The 17802-nt window shown below is 70.7% G+C and carries 14 protein-coding genes; 3 read left to right on the top strand and 11 right to left on the bottom strand.

What is annotated here, in order from left to right:
* Positions 1-105 precede the first annotated feature (105 nt).
* The gene (locus tag AC07EJ_RS35135) at positions 106-1611 is read left to right on the top strand and encodes a FadR/GntR family transcriptional regulator (RefSeq protein WP_478631334.1); all 1506 of its coding nucleotides are present in this window, start codon (positions 106-108) and stop codon (positions 1609-1611) included.
* Positions 1612-1631: 20 nt separating this feature from the next.
* Here AC07EJ_RS35135 and AC07EJ_RS35130 read toward each other — a convergent pair whose 3' ends face one another.
* The 8 genes from AC07EJ_RS35130 to AC07EJ_RS35095 all read right to left on the bottom strand — a co-directional run bounded on the left by AC07EJ_RS35130 (position 1632) and on the right by AC07EJ_RS35095 (position 10645).
* Complete coding sequence (locus AC07EJ_RS35130) at positions 1632-2897, bottom strand: FAS1-like dehydratase domain-containing protein (protein ID WP_478631331.1); 1266 nt, start codon at positions 2895-2897, stop codon at positions 1632-1634.
* Complete coding sequence (locus tag AC07EJ_RS35125; protein WP_478885774.1) at positions 2894-3883, bottom strand: NADPH:quinone oxidoreductase family protein; 990 nt, start codon at positions 3881-3883, stop codon at positions 2894-2896. Before AC07EJ_RS35125 ends, AC07EJ_RS35130 begins: the two co-directional genes overlap by 4 nt.
* Complete coding sequence (locus AC07EJ_RS35120) at positions 3883-5100, bottom strand: acyl-CoA dehydrogenase family protein (protein ID WP_478885773.1); 1218 nt, start codon at positions 5098-5100, stop codon at positions 3883-3885. Before AC07EJ_RS35120 ends, AC07EJ_RS35125 begins: the two co-directional genes overlap by 1 nt.
* 10 nt (positions 5101-5110) lie before the next feature.
* Positions 5111-6277, bottom strand: coding sequence for an acyl-CoA dehydrogenase family protein (locus AC07EJ_RS35115; RefSeq protein WP_468990586.1), 1167 nt, complete (start codon positions 6275-6277; stop codon positions 5111-5113).
* Between the two features lie 89 nt (positions 6278-6366).
* The gene (locus AC07EJ_RS35110) at positions 6367-7407 is read right to left on the bottom strand and encodes a zinc-dependent alcohol dehydrogenase (protein WP_478885772.1); all 1041 of its coding nucleotides are present in this window, start codon (positions 7405-7407) and stop codon (positions 6367-6369) included.
* Positions 7408-7995: 588 nt separating this feature from the next.
* Positions 7996-8484, bottom strand: a complete 489-nt coding sequence (locus tag AC07EJ_RS35105; protein ID WP_468990595.1) for a VOC family protein — start codon at positions 8482-8484, stop codon at positions 7996-7998.
* Between the two features lie 8 nt (positions 8485-8492).
* On the bottom strand, positions 8493-9692 hold the full coding sequence (locus tag AC07EJ_RS35100) for a cytochrome P450 (RefSeq protein WP_468990598.1): 1200 nt from the start codon (positions 9690-9692) through the stop codon (positions 8493-8495).
* Between the two features lie 188 nt (positions 9693-9880).
* On the bottom strand, positions 9881-10645 hold the full coding sequence (locus AC07EJ_RS35095) for a crotonase/enoyl-CoA hydratase family protein (RefSeq protein WP_468990601.1): 765 nt from the start codon (positions 10643-10645) through the stop codon (positions 9881-9883).
* 160 nt (positions 10646-10805) lie between these two features.
* Between AC07EJ_RS35095 and AC07EJ_RS35090 the strand changes: the two genes are divergently transcribed.
* Together AC07EJ_RS35090 and AC07EJ_RS35085 are read left to right on the top strand one after the other, a co-directional pair.
* The gene (locus tag AC07EJ_RS35090) at positions 10806-12125 is read left to right on the top strand and encodes an acyl-CoA dehydrogenase family protein (RefSeq protein WP_468990605.1); all 1320 of its coding nucleotides are present in this window, start codon (positions 10806-10808) and stop codon (positions 12123-12125) included.
* Positions 12122-12892 carry an SDR family NAD(P)-dependent oxidoreductase gene (locus tag AC07EJ_RS35085; RefSeq protein ID WP_468990612.1) on the top strand — a complete coding sequence of 257 codons (771 nt, stop codon included), beginning with the start codon at positions 12122-12124 and terminating at the stop codon, positions 12890-12892. The genes AC07EJ_RS35090 and AC07EJ_RS35085 overlap by 4 nt, the downstream gene beginning before the upstream one ends.
* A gap of 34 nt (positions 12893-12926) precedes the next feature.
* On the opposite strand, the gene AC07EJ_RS35080 is transcribed toward AC07EJ_RS35085, so the two are convergent.
* From AC07EJ_RS35080 to AC07EJ_RS35070, 3 genes are read right to left on the bottom strand one after another with little or no spacing between them, the layout of a single operon-like run.
* Positions 12927-13664, bottom strand: coding sequence for an ABC transporter ATP-binding protein (locus AC07EJ_RS35080; protein ID WP_468990746.1), 738 nt, complete (start codon positions 13662-13664; stop codon positions 12927-12929).
* Between the two features lie 2 nt (positions 13665-13666).
* Entirely contained in the window at positions 13667-16471 is a 2805-nt protein-coding gene (locus AC07EJ_RS35075) for an ABC transporter permease subunit (protein WP_478885771.1), read from the bottom strand.
* Positions 16471-17760, bottom strand: coding sequence for an ABC transporter substrate-binding protein (locus tag AC07EJ_RS35070; RefSeq protein WP_478885770.1), 1290 nt, complete (start codon positions 17758-17760; stop codon positions 16471-16473). Before AC07EJ_RS35070 ends, AC07EJ_RS35075 begins: the two co-directional genes overlap by 1 nt.
* Between the last annotated feature and the right edge of the window lie 42 nt (positions 17761-17802).

Raw genomic sequence — 17802 nt, 5'->3', positions numbered from 1 at the left:
GACCCCAATCAAGCCGGTGAGCACGCCTCTACGCCCGGGAATCCGCTGCTGTCGGCCCAGCTCAGTATGCTGAGGACACGCAACGTCACTCGAGGAGTTGACCCCATGGCGACCGCCGCCGACCACGAAGCCACCGACTTTCCCTGGCAGGCTGGTCCCGCCGACGGTGAGACCGGTTCCCCCGTCGGCAAACTGGCCGCGCAGATCGCACGCCGCATCGAGGCGGACGTCATGCAGCGTGGCTGGCCCGAGGGCGAGTCCCTCGGCTCCGAGCAGGACCTGCGCGAGCACTACGGGGTCAGCCGCTCCGTGCTGCGCGAGGCGGTGCGTCTGGTGGAGCACCACCAGGTGGCCCGGATGCGGCGGGGGCCGGGGGGCGGGCTGATCGTGTGCGTGCCCGACGCAGGCCCGGCCACGCGCTCCATCGTGATCTACCTGGAGTACATCGGAACGAGCGTCACAGATCTCCTGCACGCGCGCCAGCTCCTCGAACCGATCGCCGCGGGGCTTGCGACGCAGCGCCTCACCGAGGACGGTATCGACACGCTCCGCGCCACCCTCGACGACGAGCTCACCCAGCCGGACGAGCCGGGCGAGGGGGCCCTTGATCCGCTGCATCCCGTGCTCGGCCGGCTGTCGGGCAACCCGGTGCTCCAGCTCTTCATCGACGTGCTCACCCGCCTGACCGCGCGGTACGCGCACACCTCGCGGCGGATCGCCAAGGCCGAGGTCCAGTCCGCCGCAACCACTTCGCGCGAGGCGCACCAGGCCATCGTCGACGCCGTGATCGCCGGCGACGGGGCGCACGCCCAGACGCTGCTGACCTCGCACCTGGAGTGGGTCGCCGCCTGGATCGAGAAGCACCGGGTGCGCCGCGCGCGGATCACCGGCACCGTGATCGAGCCGGAGATGGCCGAAGGGCCGCGGGCCAAGCTGGCCGAGGTGGTCGCCTCGTGGATCCATGACGACATCGCCGCGCGGGGCTGGCAGGTCGGTTCGGTGCTCGGCTCCGAAGCCGACCTCCTGGCCCGCTACCAGATCAGCAGGGCCGCGCTGCGCGAGGCGGTACGACTCCTGGAGTACCACCAGGTTGCCCGGATGCGGCGCGGTCCCGGCGGCGGCCTGATCGTCACCGAACCCGAACCACAGGCGAGCATCGACACGATGGCGCTCTTCCTGGAGCACCAGGGCGCGACGGCCGACGATCTGCGGATCGTCCGCGACGCACTGGAGCTCGGCGCGGTCGCGCGGGTGACCGCGCGGCACGCCGAGGGCGAAGAGAACGCAGAGAACATCGCCGAGCGGCTTGCCGCGGCCGTCCGGTGGCCGGCGGAGGGCCCCGCGGACGACCCGCGCAAGGCGGACCTCTTCCACTCCGAACTCGCCGCTCTGGCGGGCAATCCCGTCCTGTCGTTGTTCATCGACATCATCACGGAGCTGTTCCGCCGGCACGCCGCGGGCCAGAACCAGTCGCTGCCCGGGGACAAGGCGGCCGACGAGGTCACCCACGTGCACCAGCGGATCCTCGACGCGGTCCTTGCCGGGGACTCCGGTGTCGCCCGGCACCGGATGCGGCGCCACCTGGACGCGCTCATCCCCTGGTGGCACTGAGCAGGGGATGAGCGCGGGGATCAGTCGGCCCGGTCGCCCACGCTGAACCGGGCCAGTTCGTGCGTCACCATGCCGTCCAGTCCGGGCGCTGGCGGCTCGGGCAGCACGACCGCCCGCTCACGGGTCGGCAGCAGCACTACGGCCGTGCCGGGGGTGGTGAGCTCGCCCCGCTGGTTCTCGCAGCGCACCGCGACGTGCACCTCGGCGCGATCACCGGCCTGCCGCTTGTCGACGACCTCGCCTCGCACCCACGTGGTGTCGCCGAGATAGTTGAACTTGCGGTGCTCGCAGCGCAGTTGCCACAGCCAGCCGTCGTCGCCCATCCAGTCGGTGAGCAGATGGCACAGCCAGGTCTCGCGCATCCCGCCGTAGTCGTAGGGGTTCGGCAGGCCGAGCTCCCGTGCGCGCTCCGGCTCCCAGTGCAGGCGCTGCACCGTGTCGGGGACGCCCAGCGGGTTGGGCGGGTAGAGGCCGGGGGCCTTGCGCCGCACCTCCGCGGCGATACGGAACGCACCGGGCGGGGTGAGCTGCATGCCCCAGCCCAGATGCCAGACCACCACGTCCGTGACGGTGAGCGGCCCCTTCACCCGGGGCTGCAGCTCCTCGCCGATCTCGACGTCCTCCCAGTAGCGGGGTTCGGCGCCGCGCCGGGTCTCGGCCGCGTACGCCGCGTCGATCTGCGCCAACTGGTCGTCCGTATAAGGTTGTTGCTCCACCTTCTCCTTGGCCCGCTTACGCGAGGTGTGCCGTTCCGCGTTGATCCACGTGCCACGGCGTACGGCGTGCATCTCGCCGGCCCCGTTGGCGTAGAGGTAGTCCTGGGTGACATGGGCGGTGCGGCCACCGAAGCTGCTGCGCTTGGCCTGCACGCCCACCTGAGTCTGCAGCACCCGGCAGCGGTCGCCGAGGGTGAGCGGCCGCCACCACTCGAACTCCATGACCGCCTGGTATGAGCCGAGCCCGGCGAACGGATCGCCCTTCAGGAGCGCCTTGGTCCGCGGATCCGGCGCCGGGGCCGCGTCCTCGCCCATGGTGTAGAGGAACGTCGGCGGGGCGATGAGCGATCCCCAGCGGGTGCCCGACGCGTACCCGGGATCACAGTAGAGCGGGTTGTCATCGCCGTACCCGTAGGCGAAGTGGCGGGTGCCGTCGGAGCTCACCTCGTAGTTGTGTGGGGGGTTGCGCTGCGGCTTCGGGATGCCGAGACGGCGGCGCGAGCGCTCAATCGCCTCGTCGGTCAACACGCCGAACGGCTTGGCCTGTTGGTGATCCGTGGTGGTGGTCATCGGGGCCTTTCGTCAGTCAGGTCGAGCACGACCTTGCCGGTGGTCCTGCGCTCGGCGACGGCCGTGAGCGCGGCGGCCACGTCCTTCAGCGGATGAACCTGGGAGACCATGGGCCGCATACCGTCGCGGACCATCCCGGCCAGCGCGTGCTGGGCCGCCGTGACCGCCTCCGGATCCTCCTCGCGCATCATCCGGGCCTCGAAGCCGCGTACGGTCGCGTTCTTGAGCAGGACGAGGTTGAGCGGGATACGGGGGATGCGGCCGTCCGCGTAGCCGACCGTGACGAACCGGCCGTGGCGCCGCAGAGCCCGGAAGGCCGCCTCGGCGTGGTCGCCGCCGACCGGGTCGACCACCAGGTGCACGCCGTCGCCACCGGTCACCTCCCGGAGGCGGGCCTTGAAGTCCTCTTTCACGTAGTCGATGCCCTGCTCCGCGCCGAGTTCGCGCGCGACGGCGAGCCGCTCCGGACTCGATGCGGCCGCCACGACGTGCAGGCCGAGCCGGGTCGCGACGTCGACGGTGGCCGAACCGACCCCGCCCGCGGCGCCGAGCACCGCCACCCACTCCCCCGCGGCGGCGCCGCCCACCGTCACCAGGGCGTGAAAGGCGGTCCCGTACGTGACGTGGAAGGCGGCCGCGTGCACCATGTCGAGGCCGTCGGGGATCGGCCGCAGGGCCGCCACGGGGGCGACCACCCGCTCGGCGAAGGCCCCGGTGAACACGGCTCCCGCGACGGGCGACCCGACGGTCGGCCCGTTCACCCCGTCCCCGAGCGCGGCGACGACTCCGGCGAACTCGCTGCCGGGCGTGAAGGGCAGGGGGGCAGAGATCTGGTATCGGTCGGCCGCGACGAGCACGTCCGGGTAGTTGACGGCCGCCGCATGCACCTGGATCAGCACCTCGCCGGGACCGGGCGCGAGGTCGTCGACCTCGGTGACCGCGATGCCGCTCGGCGGCCCGTACGAGGTGCAGCGCGCCGCCCTCATCACCGCGCCTCCAGGCCGGGCATGGCGGGGTCGCGGGGCAGTCCGAGGATCTGTTCCGCAATAGTGTTGCGCTGGATCTCGGCCGTGCCGGCACCGATCGTCGAGGCCCTGGTGCGCAGGAATCCCCATACCCAGCGCCCGTGTTGGACGGCGTACGGATCACGTCGCCCGAGCATGCCGTACGAGCCGAGCAGGTCGAGGGCGAACTCGTGGAGCTCCTGCTCGAAAACGACGATGAAGAGGCGGGCTGTCGACGAGGCGGGTCCCGGCTCGCCCTTGGTCATGATGTCGGAGATCGTCCGCATGCCCGTGTAGCGCATGATGCGCACGCGCATCTCGAAGTCGGCCAGCCGGTCGCGAACTTGGGGATCGGCGGTCGCTCCGCGCTCGCGTGCCAGCTCTATCAACTCGTCCAGGACGCGGCGGTAGCGAGCCGCCTGGTTCATCGCACCGGCGGCGCGTTCGTGCCCGAGGCTCGTGCGCACCAGCGGCCAGCCGCCGTTCTCCTCGCCGATCCGGTCGGCCACCGGTACGCGGACGTCGTCGAGGAAGACCTCGCAGAAGTGTGCGTCGCCGGTCAGGTCGCGCAGCGGGCGTACGGTGACGCCGGGCGCATGGGCGTCGATGAGGAGGTAGGTGATGCCGCGCTGGCGCGACTGGAGGGTGCCGGTGCGGACGAGGGTGAAGAGGATGTCGGCGATGTCGGCCGAACTCGTCCACACCTTTTGCCCGTTGACGACGTAGGTGTCGCCCTCGCGGCGTGCCGTCGTGCGCAGGGCGGGTAGGTCCGAGCCCGCTTCGGGTTCGGAGTAGCCCTGCGCCCACACCGTGTCCCCACGGAGCATGGGGCGCAGGAAGCGCGCCTTCTGCTCCTCGGTGCCGTACGTGATGAGGGTGGGGGCAGCGATGCCGAGTCCGGTGCCGAGAGGCCCGGGGACCCTGGCCTTCGCGTACTCCTCCTGGTAGATCACCTGCCGGGCGAAACTCAGCTCCATGCCGCCCTGGGCGCGCGGCCAGCTGGGGCCCGCGTATCCGGCGTCGTAGAGGGCGGCAAGCCACGCCTTCTGCCAGGCGAGCCGCTCGGCGCGGCCCTTCGGGGGGCGGCCGGGGTGGTGTGCGGTCAGAAACTCCCTCAGCCGGGAGCGGAATTGGCCGTCGGTCTCGGCAGCGAGGTCCGCCTGGGCGGCGGGCGGGCCGTCTACGGTTGGCGTCGTCATCACGTTCCCCTCAGATCCCCACCAGGTCGGCGAGGCGTGCGCGATGCGCGGCGGGCGCGCCGAGCAGGTGCTCCGACGACTTCGCTCGGCGCAGGTGGAGGTGTGCGTCGTGTTCCCACGTGTAGCCGATGCCGCCGTGGATCTGGATGTTCTGCTTCGCGGCGTGGGTGTACGTCCCCGCGCAGTAGGCGGCGGCGAGCGCGGCGGACGTCGGCAGCTCGGCCGGTTCACCGGCCGACTCCGCGGCCTGCTCCCCGGCCTGCTCCTGCGCCGCGACGGTCACGGCGTGGTGGGCCGCCGAGCGGGCGGCCTCGACGGCGAGGAGCAGGTCGGCGCAGGCGTGCTTGACGGCCTGGAACGAGCCGATGGGACGCCCGAACTGCACCCGCGTCTTCGCGTACTCCACGGCGGCATCCAGACATGCCTGGGCTCCCCCGACCTGCTCGGACGCCAGCCCGACCGCCGCGAGGTCGAGGACGGTGCGCAGATAGGCCGTCGCGTCCCCGTCAGGGCCGACCCGCAGGGCGCGCACGCCGTCGAGTTCGACCCGTGCCAGGCGGCGGGTGGGATCGAGGGCGTCGAGCGGGGTCCGTGTCACTCCGGGAACCCCGTTCTCTACGGCGAAGAGGCCGGGGCCCGCCTCGGTGCCCGCGACCACGAGCAGCAGGCCGGCCGTGGCCCCGTCGACCACGAACATCTTGGTGCCGGACACCGTCCACCCCGCCTCGTCGACGCGGGTGGCCGTAGTCGCCACGTCCTCGACGCGCCAGGAGCCGCGTTCTTCTGCGACAGCGACGGTCGCAGTCAGCTCTCCCGCGGCGATACCGGGCAGCCATCGCGCCTGGGCCGCGCGGTCGCCGGAGGCGGTGAGCGCCTGGCCCGCGAGGGCGACGGTGGCGAAGTACGGGGAAGGCAGCAGGGCCTTGCCCAACTCCTCCAGTACGACGCCCAGTTCGACCGCGGTGCCGCCGCTGCCGCCGTACTCCTCGGGGACGGCGATCCCCGTGAGGCCGAGCTGCCCGGCCAACTGACGCCACAGCGCGGGGTCGTACCCCTCGCCGGACTCCATCCAGCGACGCACGGCCGCGCTCGGCGACTTTTCCGCCAACAGGCGGCGCAAGGCCGAGCGCAGCTCGTCGCGCTCCTCGGTGTGCGTCAGGGTGTGTGTGAGGGTCACCTAGCTCCTCCACGTTCGTGAGCGGATCCATCCATGCTCACGGCACACGGTACCCCGAATATTTAATAGAGGGTACTTAATTTGGCGGTCTAGTCGAACGTGACGACGACCTTCTCCGCCGCGCCCGGCGTGCGGGCCAGCTCGAAGGCGCGGCCCACCTCAGCGAAGGGCACACGGTGGCTGATCAGCTTCGCGAACCGGTCCTGGTGGGCGGCGAGTTCGGCCGTCACCTCGAAGATCTCGGTCGGGTAGCCCTGGGAGGCGATCAGGGTGAGTTCGCTGCGCAGCATCCCGCCCAGGTCGATGGCGTCCGACTTCTTCTGCACGGCCACCATGACCATCTTCGCCTTCCACTTCGCAGCGTCGATCACGGCGTTGAAGGCGGCGGGGGCCCCGGCGGCGTCGATGTAGATGTCGGTTCCGGCACGCGGCTGTCCCAGTGAGTTGACGGCCTCGCCGTGCAGTTCGCTCAGGCGGGCGGTGACGTCCTCGGAGGCCGAGTTGATGACGGCGTCCGCGCCGACGGCAAGGGCCGTCTCAAGGCGACCGGGGATCACATCGGCGACCACCACGTGCTTGACCTCACGCAGCTTCAGCCAGATCGTGGCGCCGAGGCCGATGGGCCCCGCGCCGAAGACCACCACCTTGTCGTCGGGGCCGGCCTCGGAGCGGTTGACGCAGTGCCGGGCGACCGCCATCGGCTCGTTCAGCGCGGCCACGTCGAAGGGCACGTCGTCCGGGAAGACCCCGACGCTCTTGCCGACGACCGCGTCCTCGATGAGCAGGTAGTCACTCATGCCGCCCAACTCCCCGCCGCAGCCAATGATCCCGGACGGGGCGCCCTGCGGGTTGACCACGACCCGGTCCCCCATCTTCAGGCCGGTGACCTCGGCACCGACCTCCACGATCTCGCCTGCCGGTTCGTGACCGAGAGGGAGGGAGACGATGGAACCGTCGCCACCGTAGGGCGTGCCCCCCATGTGGACGAAGAAGGTGTCGGTGCCGCAGATGCCGCAGGCACGGATCCGCATCAGCGCGTCGCGCGGACCGGGCACCGGCCGCTCGATCTCCGTCACGTCGATCGTGTCGGGCTGGGCGGGAACCGTCTGGACGGACTTCATCGTGGCCATGAGGAGGCTCTCTTTCACTTGAGGGGATTCGTGAAGGGAGTGTGGTGCGGGGGCAGGCGCGGGCCTGCTCAGGGCGGCCGGCGAGGAGGCCGCCGGCCGCGCCCAGGGACACCAGACCCATGGCTGCCGCCGCCGTGATCCTCTGCGTGCCGCCCGAATGAGGTAACTGATCACCGTCACGCCACCGTAGAACAGGAACAGGAACCAGAGCACCGGCCGTGTCGAGAGGAACGCCTTGATCCGCGGCCTCTGCGCGAGACGGAAGCCGGACACCAGCGCGAGGGCGATGCCCGCGTACGTGGCCACGTCCTGCGCCGTGCCATCCAGCCGGTCTCCGTGCTAGCGCCGAGACCGGCGGCGAAACCCGCCCAGAGCAGCACGTCGCGGGCGAGCGTCTTCACGGGCGACTTCGCGGGAGCGTGCATCGTGGTGGCCATGGGGGTTCCTTCGGTTGCCGAGGTGCCACCCGGTTCACCAGGGCGGCGAGTACGGGCCCACCGTCCCCCGCCAACCCCCTGCCCGTCGTCGTGCGGCTGCCGACATCCGGCCTACTGCGTTCTCCCTACGTGGCCGACCCCCGGCCGGGACCTAAGTCCTCGACCGCAGCGGCGCCGGCCAGTCCGGCAGCACGGCCCGGTCCACGATCTCGATGCGCTCGCCCGTCGGCGCCAGGTGATAGGCGAAGACCGACGGGGCGGTGCCGTCGATCACCGCGCACACCTCCAGCGCGAAGCCCGCGTCCTCGAGCCGCTTCGACGTCGCCCGGACGTCGTCGCAGAAGTAGCCGAGGTGGTGTGCCGCCGCGCGCGGGGGCGCGGTCCAGGGGGTGCCGGGTATCTCCTGGACGAGTTCGATGTGCGGGGCGTCGAGGGAGTACGTGTAGCGCAGGGTCAGCACCTGGTCGCCTCCGTCCGCAAGGCGGACCGGCATCTCGGTGGACTCGGGCCTGGTCCACCGGTATCCGGCGGCCTCGCTCATCCGGGCCATCGCGGCATCCACATCCGGCACGACGAGCCCGGTGTGATAGAGATCGGCCGCCCTCAGCGCGGGCACGGCATCCTTGCTCCGCTTCGTCATCCGCCCGCTCACCACTCCAACCGCAGGGACTTGATGCCGTACATGTTCCCGGTCTGCTCCAGGTCCTGGCCGGCCGCGATCCGGTAGTTCGGGATGCGCTTGTGCCACTCCTGCACGGCCACGTTCAGCTCCAGGCGCGCGAGATGGGAGCCCAGGCAGCGGTGCGGGCCCGAACCGAAGGCGATGTGGTTGCTCGCGGAGCGGTGCGGGTCGACGTCGAGGGGGTTCTCGTACCGCTCGGGGTCGCGGTTGGTGACGGCGAGCGGCAGCATCACCATCTCGCCCTTCTTGACTGGGCAGCCACCGACCTCGACGTCCTTGGTGGCCTTGCGGGCCGGGACGACGAACGAGTAGACGCGCAGGATCTCCTCCACGCTCATGCCGATGAGCGTGGGGTCGGCCACGATCGCGGCGCGCAGCTCGGGGTGGGAGGCGAAGTGGTAGAGCCCCCAGCCGATCGCGATGGGGACCGTGTCGAAGCCCGCCTGGAACATCAGGACGCAGAAGGCGTGCATGTCCCGGTCGCTGATCGGCTCACCGTCGATCTCCCAGGTCATGGCCCGGGACAGCAGGTCGTCGCGCGGGTGCGCGCGCCGCAGGGCGATCTGCTCGTCGAAGTACGCCGATACGGCCTGCATCGCCGCCAGTTGGCGGCTGTGGTCCGGGTCCTCCTCGAAGGAGAGGTGCAGCAGGGCGTGCACCCAGTCGAGGAACTGGTCCAGATCCTGCTCGGGCAGCCCCATCAGCCGCATGAAGATCAGCGTCGGGAAGCGGCGCGCGAATCCGTCGAGGACCTCGGCGCCGTCCCGGCCGCGCAGTTCGTCGATCAGTTCCACCGCGGCCTGCCGGATCTCCGGCTCGCGGGCGGCGATGGCCTTGGGAGAGAACTCACTGCCCAACAGGCGTCGCCAGTCGGTGTGCTGCGGCGGGTCCAGCATCTCGGGGATCCAAAGGAACGTGGGGTCCGGGTTCAGCGCTGTGACGGACGTGCTGGAGAACGTCTCCCAGTCCTGGAGCGCCTGCTGAACCTCCTCCCCGTCCGTCACGACCCAGTAGCCCTGTGCAATGCTGCTCCTGAATCCGGAGCGCGCCTCCGCGAACGCGTCCCACCGCTCCTGGTGGCTGAGGACCGGGCCGCCTTCTCGGTTGTCGAAGTCATAGGTAGGAACACCCTTGTGGGCGCCCTCCGGTTCGAGCGTGGTACTCATCTCGGATCCTCTCCGGGGTGACCTGCACGCGGGCAGGCGGCCTCTCTACCGACATGCTCTGCTCAGGAAATTGAGAGCCCTCTATTGGGGCTTCCCTCACCATGGCACCGATCCTGAGACGGCGGCAATGCCCGCGCGGCGAGGAACGCGGCACGGGCTGGACATCCCCGCGGCCCGACTGCCGCCCCTCAGCGCCCCTCCCAGACCGGTGCCCGCTTCTCGGCGAAAGCGGTGGCGCCCTCCTTCGCGTCGTCGGAGGCGAACACCGGGTCGGTGATCGCCTCCTGTTCCCGCCACCCCTCCTCCCATGTCCAGTCCGCGGTGGCGCGCGCGATCCGCTTGGTCGCCGCCACGGCGAGGGGCCCGTTCGCAGCGATCGCCTCGGCGAGCCGGAGCGCGCCATCGAGGGCCTCGCCCTCGTCGGTGAGCCGGTTGACCAAGCCCACGTCGGCCGCCCGCTCGGCTCCGAACGGCTCACCGGTCAGCAGGAGTTCGAGCGCGACGGCGTAGGGCAGACGGCGCGGCAGCAGCAGCGCTGCACCCCCGGCCGCCACCAGCGACCGCTTCACCTCCGGCACCCCGAAGCGCGCCGTGCGGGCCGCGACGACGAGGTCGCAGGCGAGCAGCAGCTCGAAACCGCCGGCCAGCGCCCAACCCTCCACCGCCGCGACCAGTGGTTTGCGCGGCGGCGTCTGCGCGATGCCGCACAGCCCGCGCCCCTCGATCCGCGGACGCTCACCGCGCAGCCATGCCTTCATGTCCATACCAGCACTGAAGGCCCCTCCCGCCCCGGTGAGGACCCCGACCCGCAACTCGTCCGACGCGTCCAATTCGTCGACCGCGGCGGCGACACCCTTCGCCACCGCGCCGTCGATCGCGTTCTTCACCTGCGGACGGTTGATCGTGATGACCTGGACGGCACCGCGGCGCTCGACAAGAACCTCGTCTGGCATGCTGCCTCCTCCTGTTCGGCTCGGGTGTACTCGACGACACCTCCGGAAACAGTATCCTTAAAAGACTCCATGGTGCCCAACTGTGGACTCAATCCCGGTGCCAGGATAAATTTCTGATACTGATCTTCTGCACTCTCGCGACATCCCGCCCGGAGGGCCGATGCTGGATTTCTCGATCGAACCCGACTTCCAGGCCAAGCTGGACTGGGCCGCAGCCTTCGTGCGTGCGGAGGTCGAGCCACTGGACCTGCTGTTCCCGCACGGCGGCGACCCATACGACACGGCCAACGAGAAGGCGCGGGCCATACTCAAGCCCCTGCAGGCGAAGGTCCGCGAACAGGGCCTGTGGGCCTGCCATCTCGGCCCTGAACTCGGCGGCCCCGGCTACGGCCAGGTGAAGCTCGCCTACCTCAACGAGATCCTGGGCCGTTCCTACTGGGCGCCCACGGTGTTCGGCACCGCCGCCCCCGACACAGGGAACGCGGAGATCCTCGCGATGTTCGGCACCGCGGAGCAGAAGGAGCGCTACCTGCAGCCGCTGCTGGACGGCGACATCGTCTCCACGTTCTCCATGACGGAGCCTCAGGCGGGCGCGGACCCGAAGGAGTTCGTATGCCGGGCCTGGCGCGAGGGTGAGGAGTGGGTCATCGACGGGGAGAAGTGGTTCTCCTCGAACGCACGCTACGCGGCCTTCCTCATCGTCATGGCCGTCACCGACCCCGAGGCGGCCCCGCACCAGCGCATGTCGATGTTCATCGTGCCCGCCGAGACCACCGGCATCGAGATCAAGCGCAACGTCGGCACGATGGACGAGCGGGACGGCCTCGACGAGGGGATCCACGGCTACCTCCGCTACCACCGGGTCCGCGTCCCGCTGGACGCCATGCTCGGGGGCCCCGGCGAGGGCTTCAAGGTCGCGCAGGCCCGGCTCGGCGGCGGCCGGGTGCACCACGCCATGCGGACGGTCGGCAAGTGCACCCGCGCCTTCGACATGATGTGTGAGCGCGCGCTCTCGCGTCGTACGCAGGGCACCCTGCTTGCCGACAAGCAGGCCGTTCAGCAGTTCATCGCGGAGTCCTGGATCGAGCTGGAGCAGTTCCGGCTGCTCGTGCTCAACACGGCCTGGATCATCGACACCCAGCCCCACGGCGCCGCTCGCACCCGGATCGCCATGTGCAAGGTCGCCATGGCCAAGGTACTGCACGACGTCATCCAGCGTGCGCTGCATCTGCACGGATCGCTGGGTACGACCAACGAACTCCCGCTCGCGAAGTGGTGGATGGCCGCGCCGAACCTGGCGCTCGCCGACGGCCCGACCGAGGTACACCGCACCACGGTCGCCAAGCAGATGCTGAAGCAGTACCGGCCGGCTGAGGGACTGTTCCCCAGTGAGCACATTCCGCCGAAACTGGAAGCCGCCCGAAAGCGGTACGCGCACATCATCGGCGACGACAGCCTCAATGGGCAGGTGAACGCATGACACCGGCCGAACAGCGCAGGGCACCGACCGAGTTGTTCGACCTGAGCGGCAAGGTCGCCCTCGTCACCGGCGGCAGCCGGGGCCTCGGACTGGAGATGGTACGGGCCTTCGCCGCCGCGGGCGCCGACGTCGTCATCACCAGCCGCAAGCTGGACGCCTGCGAGGCGGCCGCCAAGGAGGTGCGCGACCTGGGCCGGCGGGCGCTGCCAGTGGCAGCCCACGTCGGCCACTGGGACGATCTGGACCGGCTCGCCGACACCGCGTACGACGCGTTCGGCCGCGTCGACATCCTGGTCAACAACGCCGGAATGTCCCCGCTGGCCCCGTCCTCGGCCGAGACGAGCGAGGAGCTGTTCGACAAGGTGATCGGGGTCAACTTCAAGGGCCCCTTCCGACTCACGTCGCTCGTCGGGCAGCGGATGGCCGAGGGCGAGGGCGGCTCCGTCATCAACGTCTCCTCGTCCGGGGCACTGCTGCCGCAGCCCCGGTTCGGCCCGTACGCGGGTGCCAAGGCCGCGCTGAACACCCTCACCACCGTCTTCGCCCGAGAATACGGGCCGAGGGTGCGGGTCAACACGATCTCGGCCGGGCCGTTTCTCACGGACGTGTCGAAGTCGTGGGCGGAGGAGTCCCGTACGAGCACACGCAGCGCGCTGGGCCGTCCCGGCAACCCCGAGGAGATCGTCAGTACGGCCCTGTACCTCGCGAGCGACGCCTCCAGCTACACCACGGGGGCGCTGATCCGCGTCGACGGCGGGCTGTACTGATCCGCCCGCCGTCGACGCACTTGCGAACGAGCCGTCACCTCGCGTCCGGCTCACCCAGGTAGGCACGCTCAAGGAATCCCGGGTCCGCCACGAGCTGCGCGGCGGGCCCGCTGAGCACCGTGTCACCGTGCACCAGGACGACCGCCTGGTCCGCCACCTCGAGCGCCAGCTGTACGTGCTGCTCCACAAGGACCACCGCGGCGCCGGTGTCGTCCGCGATGCGCCGCACGACCGGCAACAGCTCCTCGACGATCACCGGGGCGAGCCCCATGCTGAGTTCGTCGACGAGCAGGACGCGCGGGTCCTGGATCAGGGCCCGGCCGAGGGCAAGCATCTGCTGTTCCCCGCCGGAGAGCAGTCCGGCCGCGACCTTGAGACGCTTGCCCAACGCCGGGAAGTAGTCGAGGACCTGGTCCACTGTGCTGCCGCCGCGCCGCCGTGCGAGCGTCAGGTTGTCGCGCACGGTCAGCTGGGTGAACAGGGACCGGTCGTCGGGTACGAGGACCAGTCCCTTCCGGGCCATGGCCCGCGCCCTGCCTCCCTTGACGGGCTCCCCGCCGAGGGCGACCGCCCCGCCCAGGCTCGGCAGCAGCCCGGCCAGCGTCAGCAACAGGGTCGTCTTTCCCGCGCCGTTGGGGCCGAGGAGGGCCGTGACCTCGCCGGGCCGCAGCCGCAGGTCGAACCCGCGCACCACCGGCTGCCCCTTGGTGTAGCCGGCGTCCAGGCCCTCGCATGCGAGGGGTGCCCGTTCTGTCTCCTGCGCCGTCGCCATCGTCACCGTACGCCTTCCTCTTGTGTCTGGGCCGCGCCGAGGTAGGCGGCGGCGACCCGTGGATCCGCCTTGATCTCGGCAGGGGTTCCCTGAGCGATGACCTTGCCGAGATCGAGTACGACGATGCGGTCGCACACGTCGAGTACGAGTCCCATGTCGTGGTCGACGAGCAGCACCGTCACCCCGGCGGCCCGCACGGCACGCAGCCGCTCGCCCAGCCAGCGGCTCTCGGAGCTGTCGAGTCCGGCCGCGGGCTCGTCGAGGAGCAGGAGCCGGGGGCGTCCGGCAAGGGCACGTGCGATGGACACCAACTGCCTTCGGCCCTGCGAGAGTTCACGCGCCGGCCGGCCTCGGTGGCCGCTCAGGTGCAGCGTCTCGAAGAGATGGTCGCGCAGCTGCGGCCCTTCGGTCGAGCCGACATGGTCGCCGCCGTGCCGGGCGGCACTCTCGCCGACCAGGACGTTCTCCTCCACGCTCAGGTCCTCGTACAGCTCGATGCCCTGGAAAGTGCGACCGAGCCCCGCGCGGCTGCGTCGGTGCGGTGGGAGCGTGGCGAGGTCGTGGCCGTCGAACTCCACGGTGCCGGTGGCGCGTTGGTACCCGCTGACCGCATCGAGCAGGGTGGTCTTGCCCGCCCCGTTCGGCCCTATGACACCGACGATCTCGCCGGAGCGGACCTCGAAGGAGGCCGCGTCGAGGGCGACGACTCCTCCGTGGCGCACTCCGACGTCGAGCACTGCCAGGACGACGGCTCCCGGTCCGGATGCCGGGCGGTCGGCAGCAGGTCGCGGGCCCGTGTCCGTACCCGTCTCCCCATACGTATCGGTGACCGCGTCCGTCAGGGCGGAGTCACCCTTGTCGTCCGTGGGCGTCTCGCGCCGCAGGCGGGCCGCGAGCGCGTGTGCGGGACCGACCAGTCCCTCCGGGTTCGTGATCACGGTGAGCACCAGGCCCATGCCCATGATGACGCTGTACCACTCCCCCATGGACAGCGCCCGGTCCAGGGCGACGGAAACCACTCCGCCCGCTCCCATCACCCCCGCCACCACACCGCCGGACAGTGCGGTGATGCCCGCCAGATACGCGGTGGCGAACAGGCCGAGGCCGCCGAGGGCGGTGAACATCTCCGGGTCGGCGATCGTCTGCTGGTAGCCGAGCAGCGCGCCACCGAGGCCGGCGACGAAAGCACCGATGGCAAAGGCGATGATCTTCGTACGGGAGACGTCGATGCCCGCGGCGGCGGCCGACCGCTCGTTGGCGCGGACCGCGAGCATGGCGGCGCCGAGCCGGCTACGGCGAAGGCAGGCCACCCCGAGGCCCACAAGCAGCAGCACCGCCAGGCACAGCAGCCCGAAGCGGATACGCGGGTATCCCTCACCCGCGCCGATGCCCAGGTCGAGCCCGAAGAGCCGCGGCGAGGGGATCTTGGCGCCGTCGAGCCCGCCGTTGAAGTCACTGTTGCGGAACCAGAACGCCTCCACCGCGACCGCGAGCGCGATCGTCACCACCGCCGCCGGCAGTCCGCGGATACGCAGCGCGGGCAGCCCGATGACGACGCCGATGACCATGGCCACGACGGCCGCTAGCAGTGGTGCGAGAGGGAACGGGATCCCCCAGTCCGCCGTGAGACGGCTCAGGCTGAACGCGCCGACCCCGGCGAGGGTGAGCTGCGCGAGGGAGATCTGCCCGGCAAACCCGGTGACGACGACCAAGGACAGCGAGATCACCCCCAGGGTCAGCGAGGTGATCACGGCCGCGCGCATGCTGCCCTGGGTGGCGAACAGGACGACGACACCGAGGGCGGTGCCGACAAGGGCGGGAACCAGCAGACGGTCAGGGCGCGGAGCGCGCCCCAGCGTCTGCCGGATCACCGTCCCCCGGGTCGGCAGCGGCCGTCCGCGCACCACCAGGTACACCAGGATCACGGCGAGCGGCACCAATTGCGCGAGTCCGGTCTGCGGCAGCCAGGACCACCTCCCCTGGAGGAACTGCAGCTCGGACTGGAGCATGCCGATGACGAGTCCGGCGCCGACGGCCGGGATCAGCGCGGTGAAGTTGCCGACGAGTGCGGCGGCCAGGGCGGGGACGATGAACAAGGTGTACGACAGGGGTACCAGCGGCACGATGGGCGCGATGAGGATCCCGGACAAGGCGGCGATGGCCGAGCTCAGCGCCCAGTTCGCGGTGGCGATCCGCTCCGGGGAGAGCCCGCTGACGAGGGCGCCCTTCTCGGACTCCGCCGCGGCCCGGGCCGCCAGGCCGAACCGGGACAGCCGGAAAACCAGCGCCAGGACGACGGTGAGCGCCACGACGACCGCGGCGAACCACAGCCGGTCCCCGGGAATACGCGAACCGCCCCACGCCACCGCGTCGTTGGGAAGGATCGCCTTCACCGACACCGGGGCGGTTCCGACCCGGGCTACCAGCAGGGCCTGGATCACCAGCATCACGCCGATCGACGCGACGGCCTTGGCGACCGGCGGCGCCGACCGCAGCGGCCGGAAGACGACGGCGTAGAGCAGCACCCCGAACACGGCGGCCAGCACCAAGGTGAGTGCCATCGCCGGGAACAGCCCGAGCTCATCACCGAAGCCGAGGCCAACGGTGCGCGGCAGGCCGGGTATCGGCACCAGGAGTTCGCCTTTGCGTGCAAACGCGTACGTGTACGCGCTGTACAACGCGATCGCCCCCGTGGCGAAGTTGACGACCCCCGAGCTGCGGAAGGTCAGGACCAGGGCGAGGGCGAGGGCGGCGAACACGGCCCCGTTGCCCAGACCCAGCAGGAGGAAGACCAGGTACTGGTCCATCAGCCGGCCTGCTGGAAGAGCGAGGTGGGGTCGACGACCTGGACCTTCTCCAGCTTGCCGCCGTTGACGGTGGCGGTGACCTCCTCGGCCGAGCACGCCGCCTTGAGCGCCGGGACCGCCTTGTGGTCACAGGTGAACGTGGTGCCGTGGCCCGCGGGCAGCGCCACGTCCTTGGCCGAGTCCAGCGCCTTCGCGACGGTCTTCGGTGTGACCTCGCCCGTCAGGCCCTTCAGCGCACGCACGAGCCCGAGCGCGCCCTGGTACCCGATGGCGGCGTAACCGCCGCTCTTGGTGTCCGGGCTGTAGCGCTTCATCACCTCCCGGTAGAGCTGGGCCTCGACGTGGTCACTGGATCCGTCAAAGCTGCTGAACACCTGCGCCCCGTCCAGACCGGCCCCGACGGCGTCGACGACCTCGGGGGCCGTGCACGGCTGGAGGATCATCCGCGGCGTGGAACCTCCTAGCGTGGCCATGGCCTGGAGGACGGAGGTGCACACGGTCGACTCGCCGATGATCGCGACGGCGTCCGGCTTGTTCTGCAGCGCCGCGCTCACCTGGGGCGAGGCGTCCGGAGTGCCCGCCGCGATCTTCACTATGCGCAGGTCGATGCCCGCCTTGTCGAAGACGGGCTTGCCGATGGACTGGGCGCCGCCGACCGCGGACGGGACATCGATGACGAACGTGACGACCTTCTTGTAACCCTGCTTTCTGGCGTACTCGGCCATCGCCGTCATGGACGCCGGGAATCCGCCCGTCCATGAGTAGGAGCGAGCGCTCGTGCCCTCGGCGCCGCTGGTGGCCAGGGCGGTCGTCCACGGAATACCGGCCCGGGTCACGATCGGCACCATGGAATCGCCCAGGCCGCTGCTGGTCAGGACGACCGCGGCCACCTTCTGCTCGACCATCCGGTTCGCGCAGTCCCGGGCGGTCGCGGGCTCTTCCTTCGTCTTGCAGACCACGTACTCGATGGGCCTGCCCGCGATGCCGCCCAGGTTGCCGTTGGCGTATCGGCGGGCCGCGTCGGCGGCCTGACGTGTCTCGGGCTGACTGATGCCCGCGCCGCCCTCGTTGGTGATGAGGCCGATCTTGACCGGCGTACCGGTGGCCTTCTTCCCCGGGAACGCAGCTGCCAGCGCGGCCGGGGTCTTTTCCGTACTTCCTTGCGTGTCCGCGTCGCCCTCCTGTGCGCAACCCGCCAGAAGGAGGGCCGCGACCGCGGCCAGCGCGATGGACGCGCGCGGCCGGGGGGAGGTGGCAGAGGTGAGGGCACGCCTGACCGACTCGATCATGTCTGCATCCCGAAGTGGTGTCGGCGAGTGCCCCGCACTCGC

Source organism: Streptomyces sp. NPDC045026 (genome assembly GCF_056432625.1).
The sequence above is the reverse complement of the archived record's forward strand: the minus strand, read 5'-3'. Positions and strand labels throughout refer to the sequence as shown.

Bases quoted from the DNA above. Each gene is read 5' to 3' on its own strand.
- AC07EJ_RS35105 (WP_468990595.1), bottom strand. From the start codon at position 8,484: ATGACGAAGCGGAGCAAGGATGCCGTGCCCGCGCTGAGGGCGGCCGAT.
- AC07EJ_RS35070 (WP_478885770.1), bottom strand. From the start codon at position 17,760: ATGATCGAGTCGGTCAGGCGTGCCCTCACCTCTGCCACCTCCCCCCGG.
- AC07EJ_RS35085 (WP_468990612.1), top strand. From the start codon at position 12,122: ATGACACCGGCCGAACAGCGCAGGGCACCGACCGAGTTGTTCGACCTG.
- AC07EJ_RS35090 (WP_468990605.1), top strand. From the start codon at position 10,806: ATGCTGGATTTCTCGATCGAACCCGACTTCCAGGCCAAGCTGGACTGG.
- AC07EJ_RS35135 (WP_478631334.1), top strand. From the start codon at position 106: ATGGCGACCGCCGCCGACCACGAAGCCACCGACTTTCCCTGGCAGGCT.
- AC07EJ_RS35080 (WP_468990746.1), bottom strand. From the start codon at position 13,664: ATGGCGACGGCGCAGGAGACAGAACGGGCACCCCTCGCATGCGAGGGC.
- AC07EJ_RS35110 (WP_478885772.1), bottom strand. From the start codon at position 7,407: ATGGCCACGATGAAGTCCGTCCAGACGGTTCCCGCCCAGCCCGACACG.
- AC07EJ_RS35100 (WP_468990598.1), bottom strand. From the start codon at position 9,692: ATGAGTACCACGCTCGAACCGGAGGGCGCCCACAAGGGTGTTCCTACC.
- AC07EJ_RS35125 (WP_478885774.1), bottom strand. From the start codon at position 3,883: ATGAGGGCGGCGCGCTGCACCTCGTACGGGCCGCCGAGCGGCATCGCG.
- AC07EJ_RS35075 (WP_478885771.1), bottom strand. From the start codon at position 16,471: ATGGACCAGTACCTGGTCTTCCTCCTGCTGGGTCTGGGCAACGGGGCC.
- AC07EJ_RS35095 (WP_468990601.1), bottom strand. From the start codon at position 10,645: ATGCCAGACGAGGTTCTTGTCGAGCGCCGCGGTGCCGTCCAGGTCATC.
- AC07EJ_RS35130 (WP_478631331.1), bottom strand. From the start codon at position 2,897: ATGACCACCACCACGGATCACCAACAGGCCAAGCCGTTCGGCGTGTTG.
- AC07EJ_RS35120 (WP_478885773.1), bottom strand. From the start codon at position 5,100: ATGACGACGCCAACCGTAGACGGCCCGCCCGCCGCCCAGGCGGACCTC.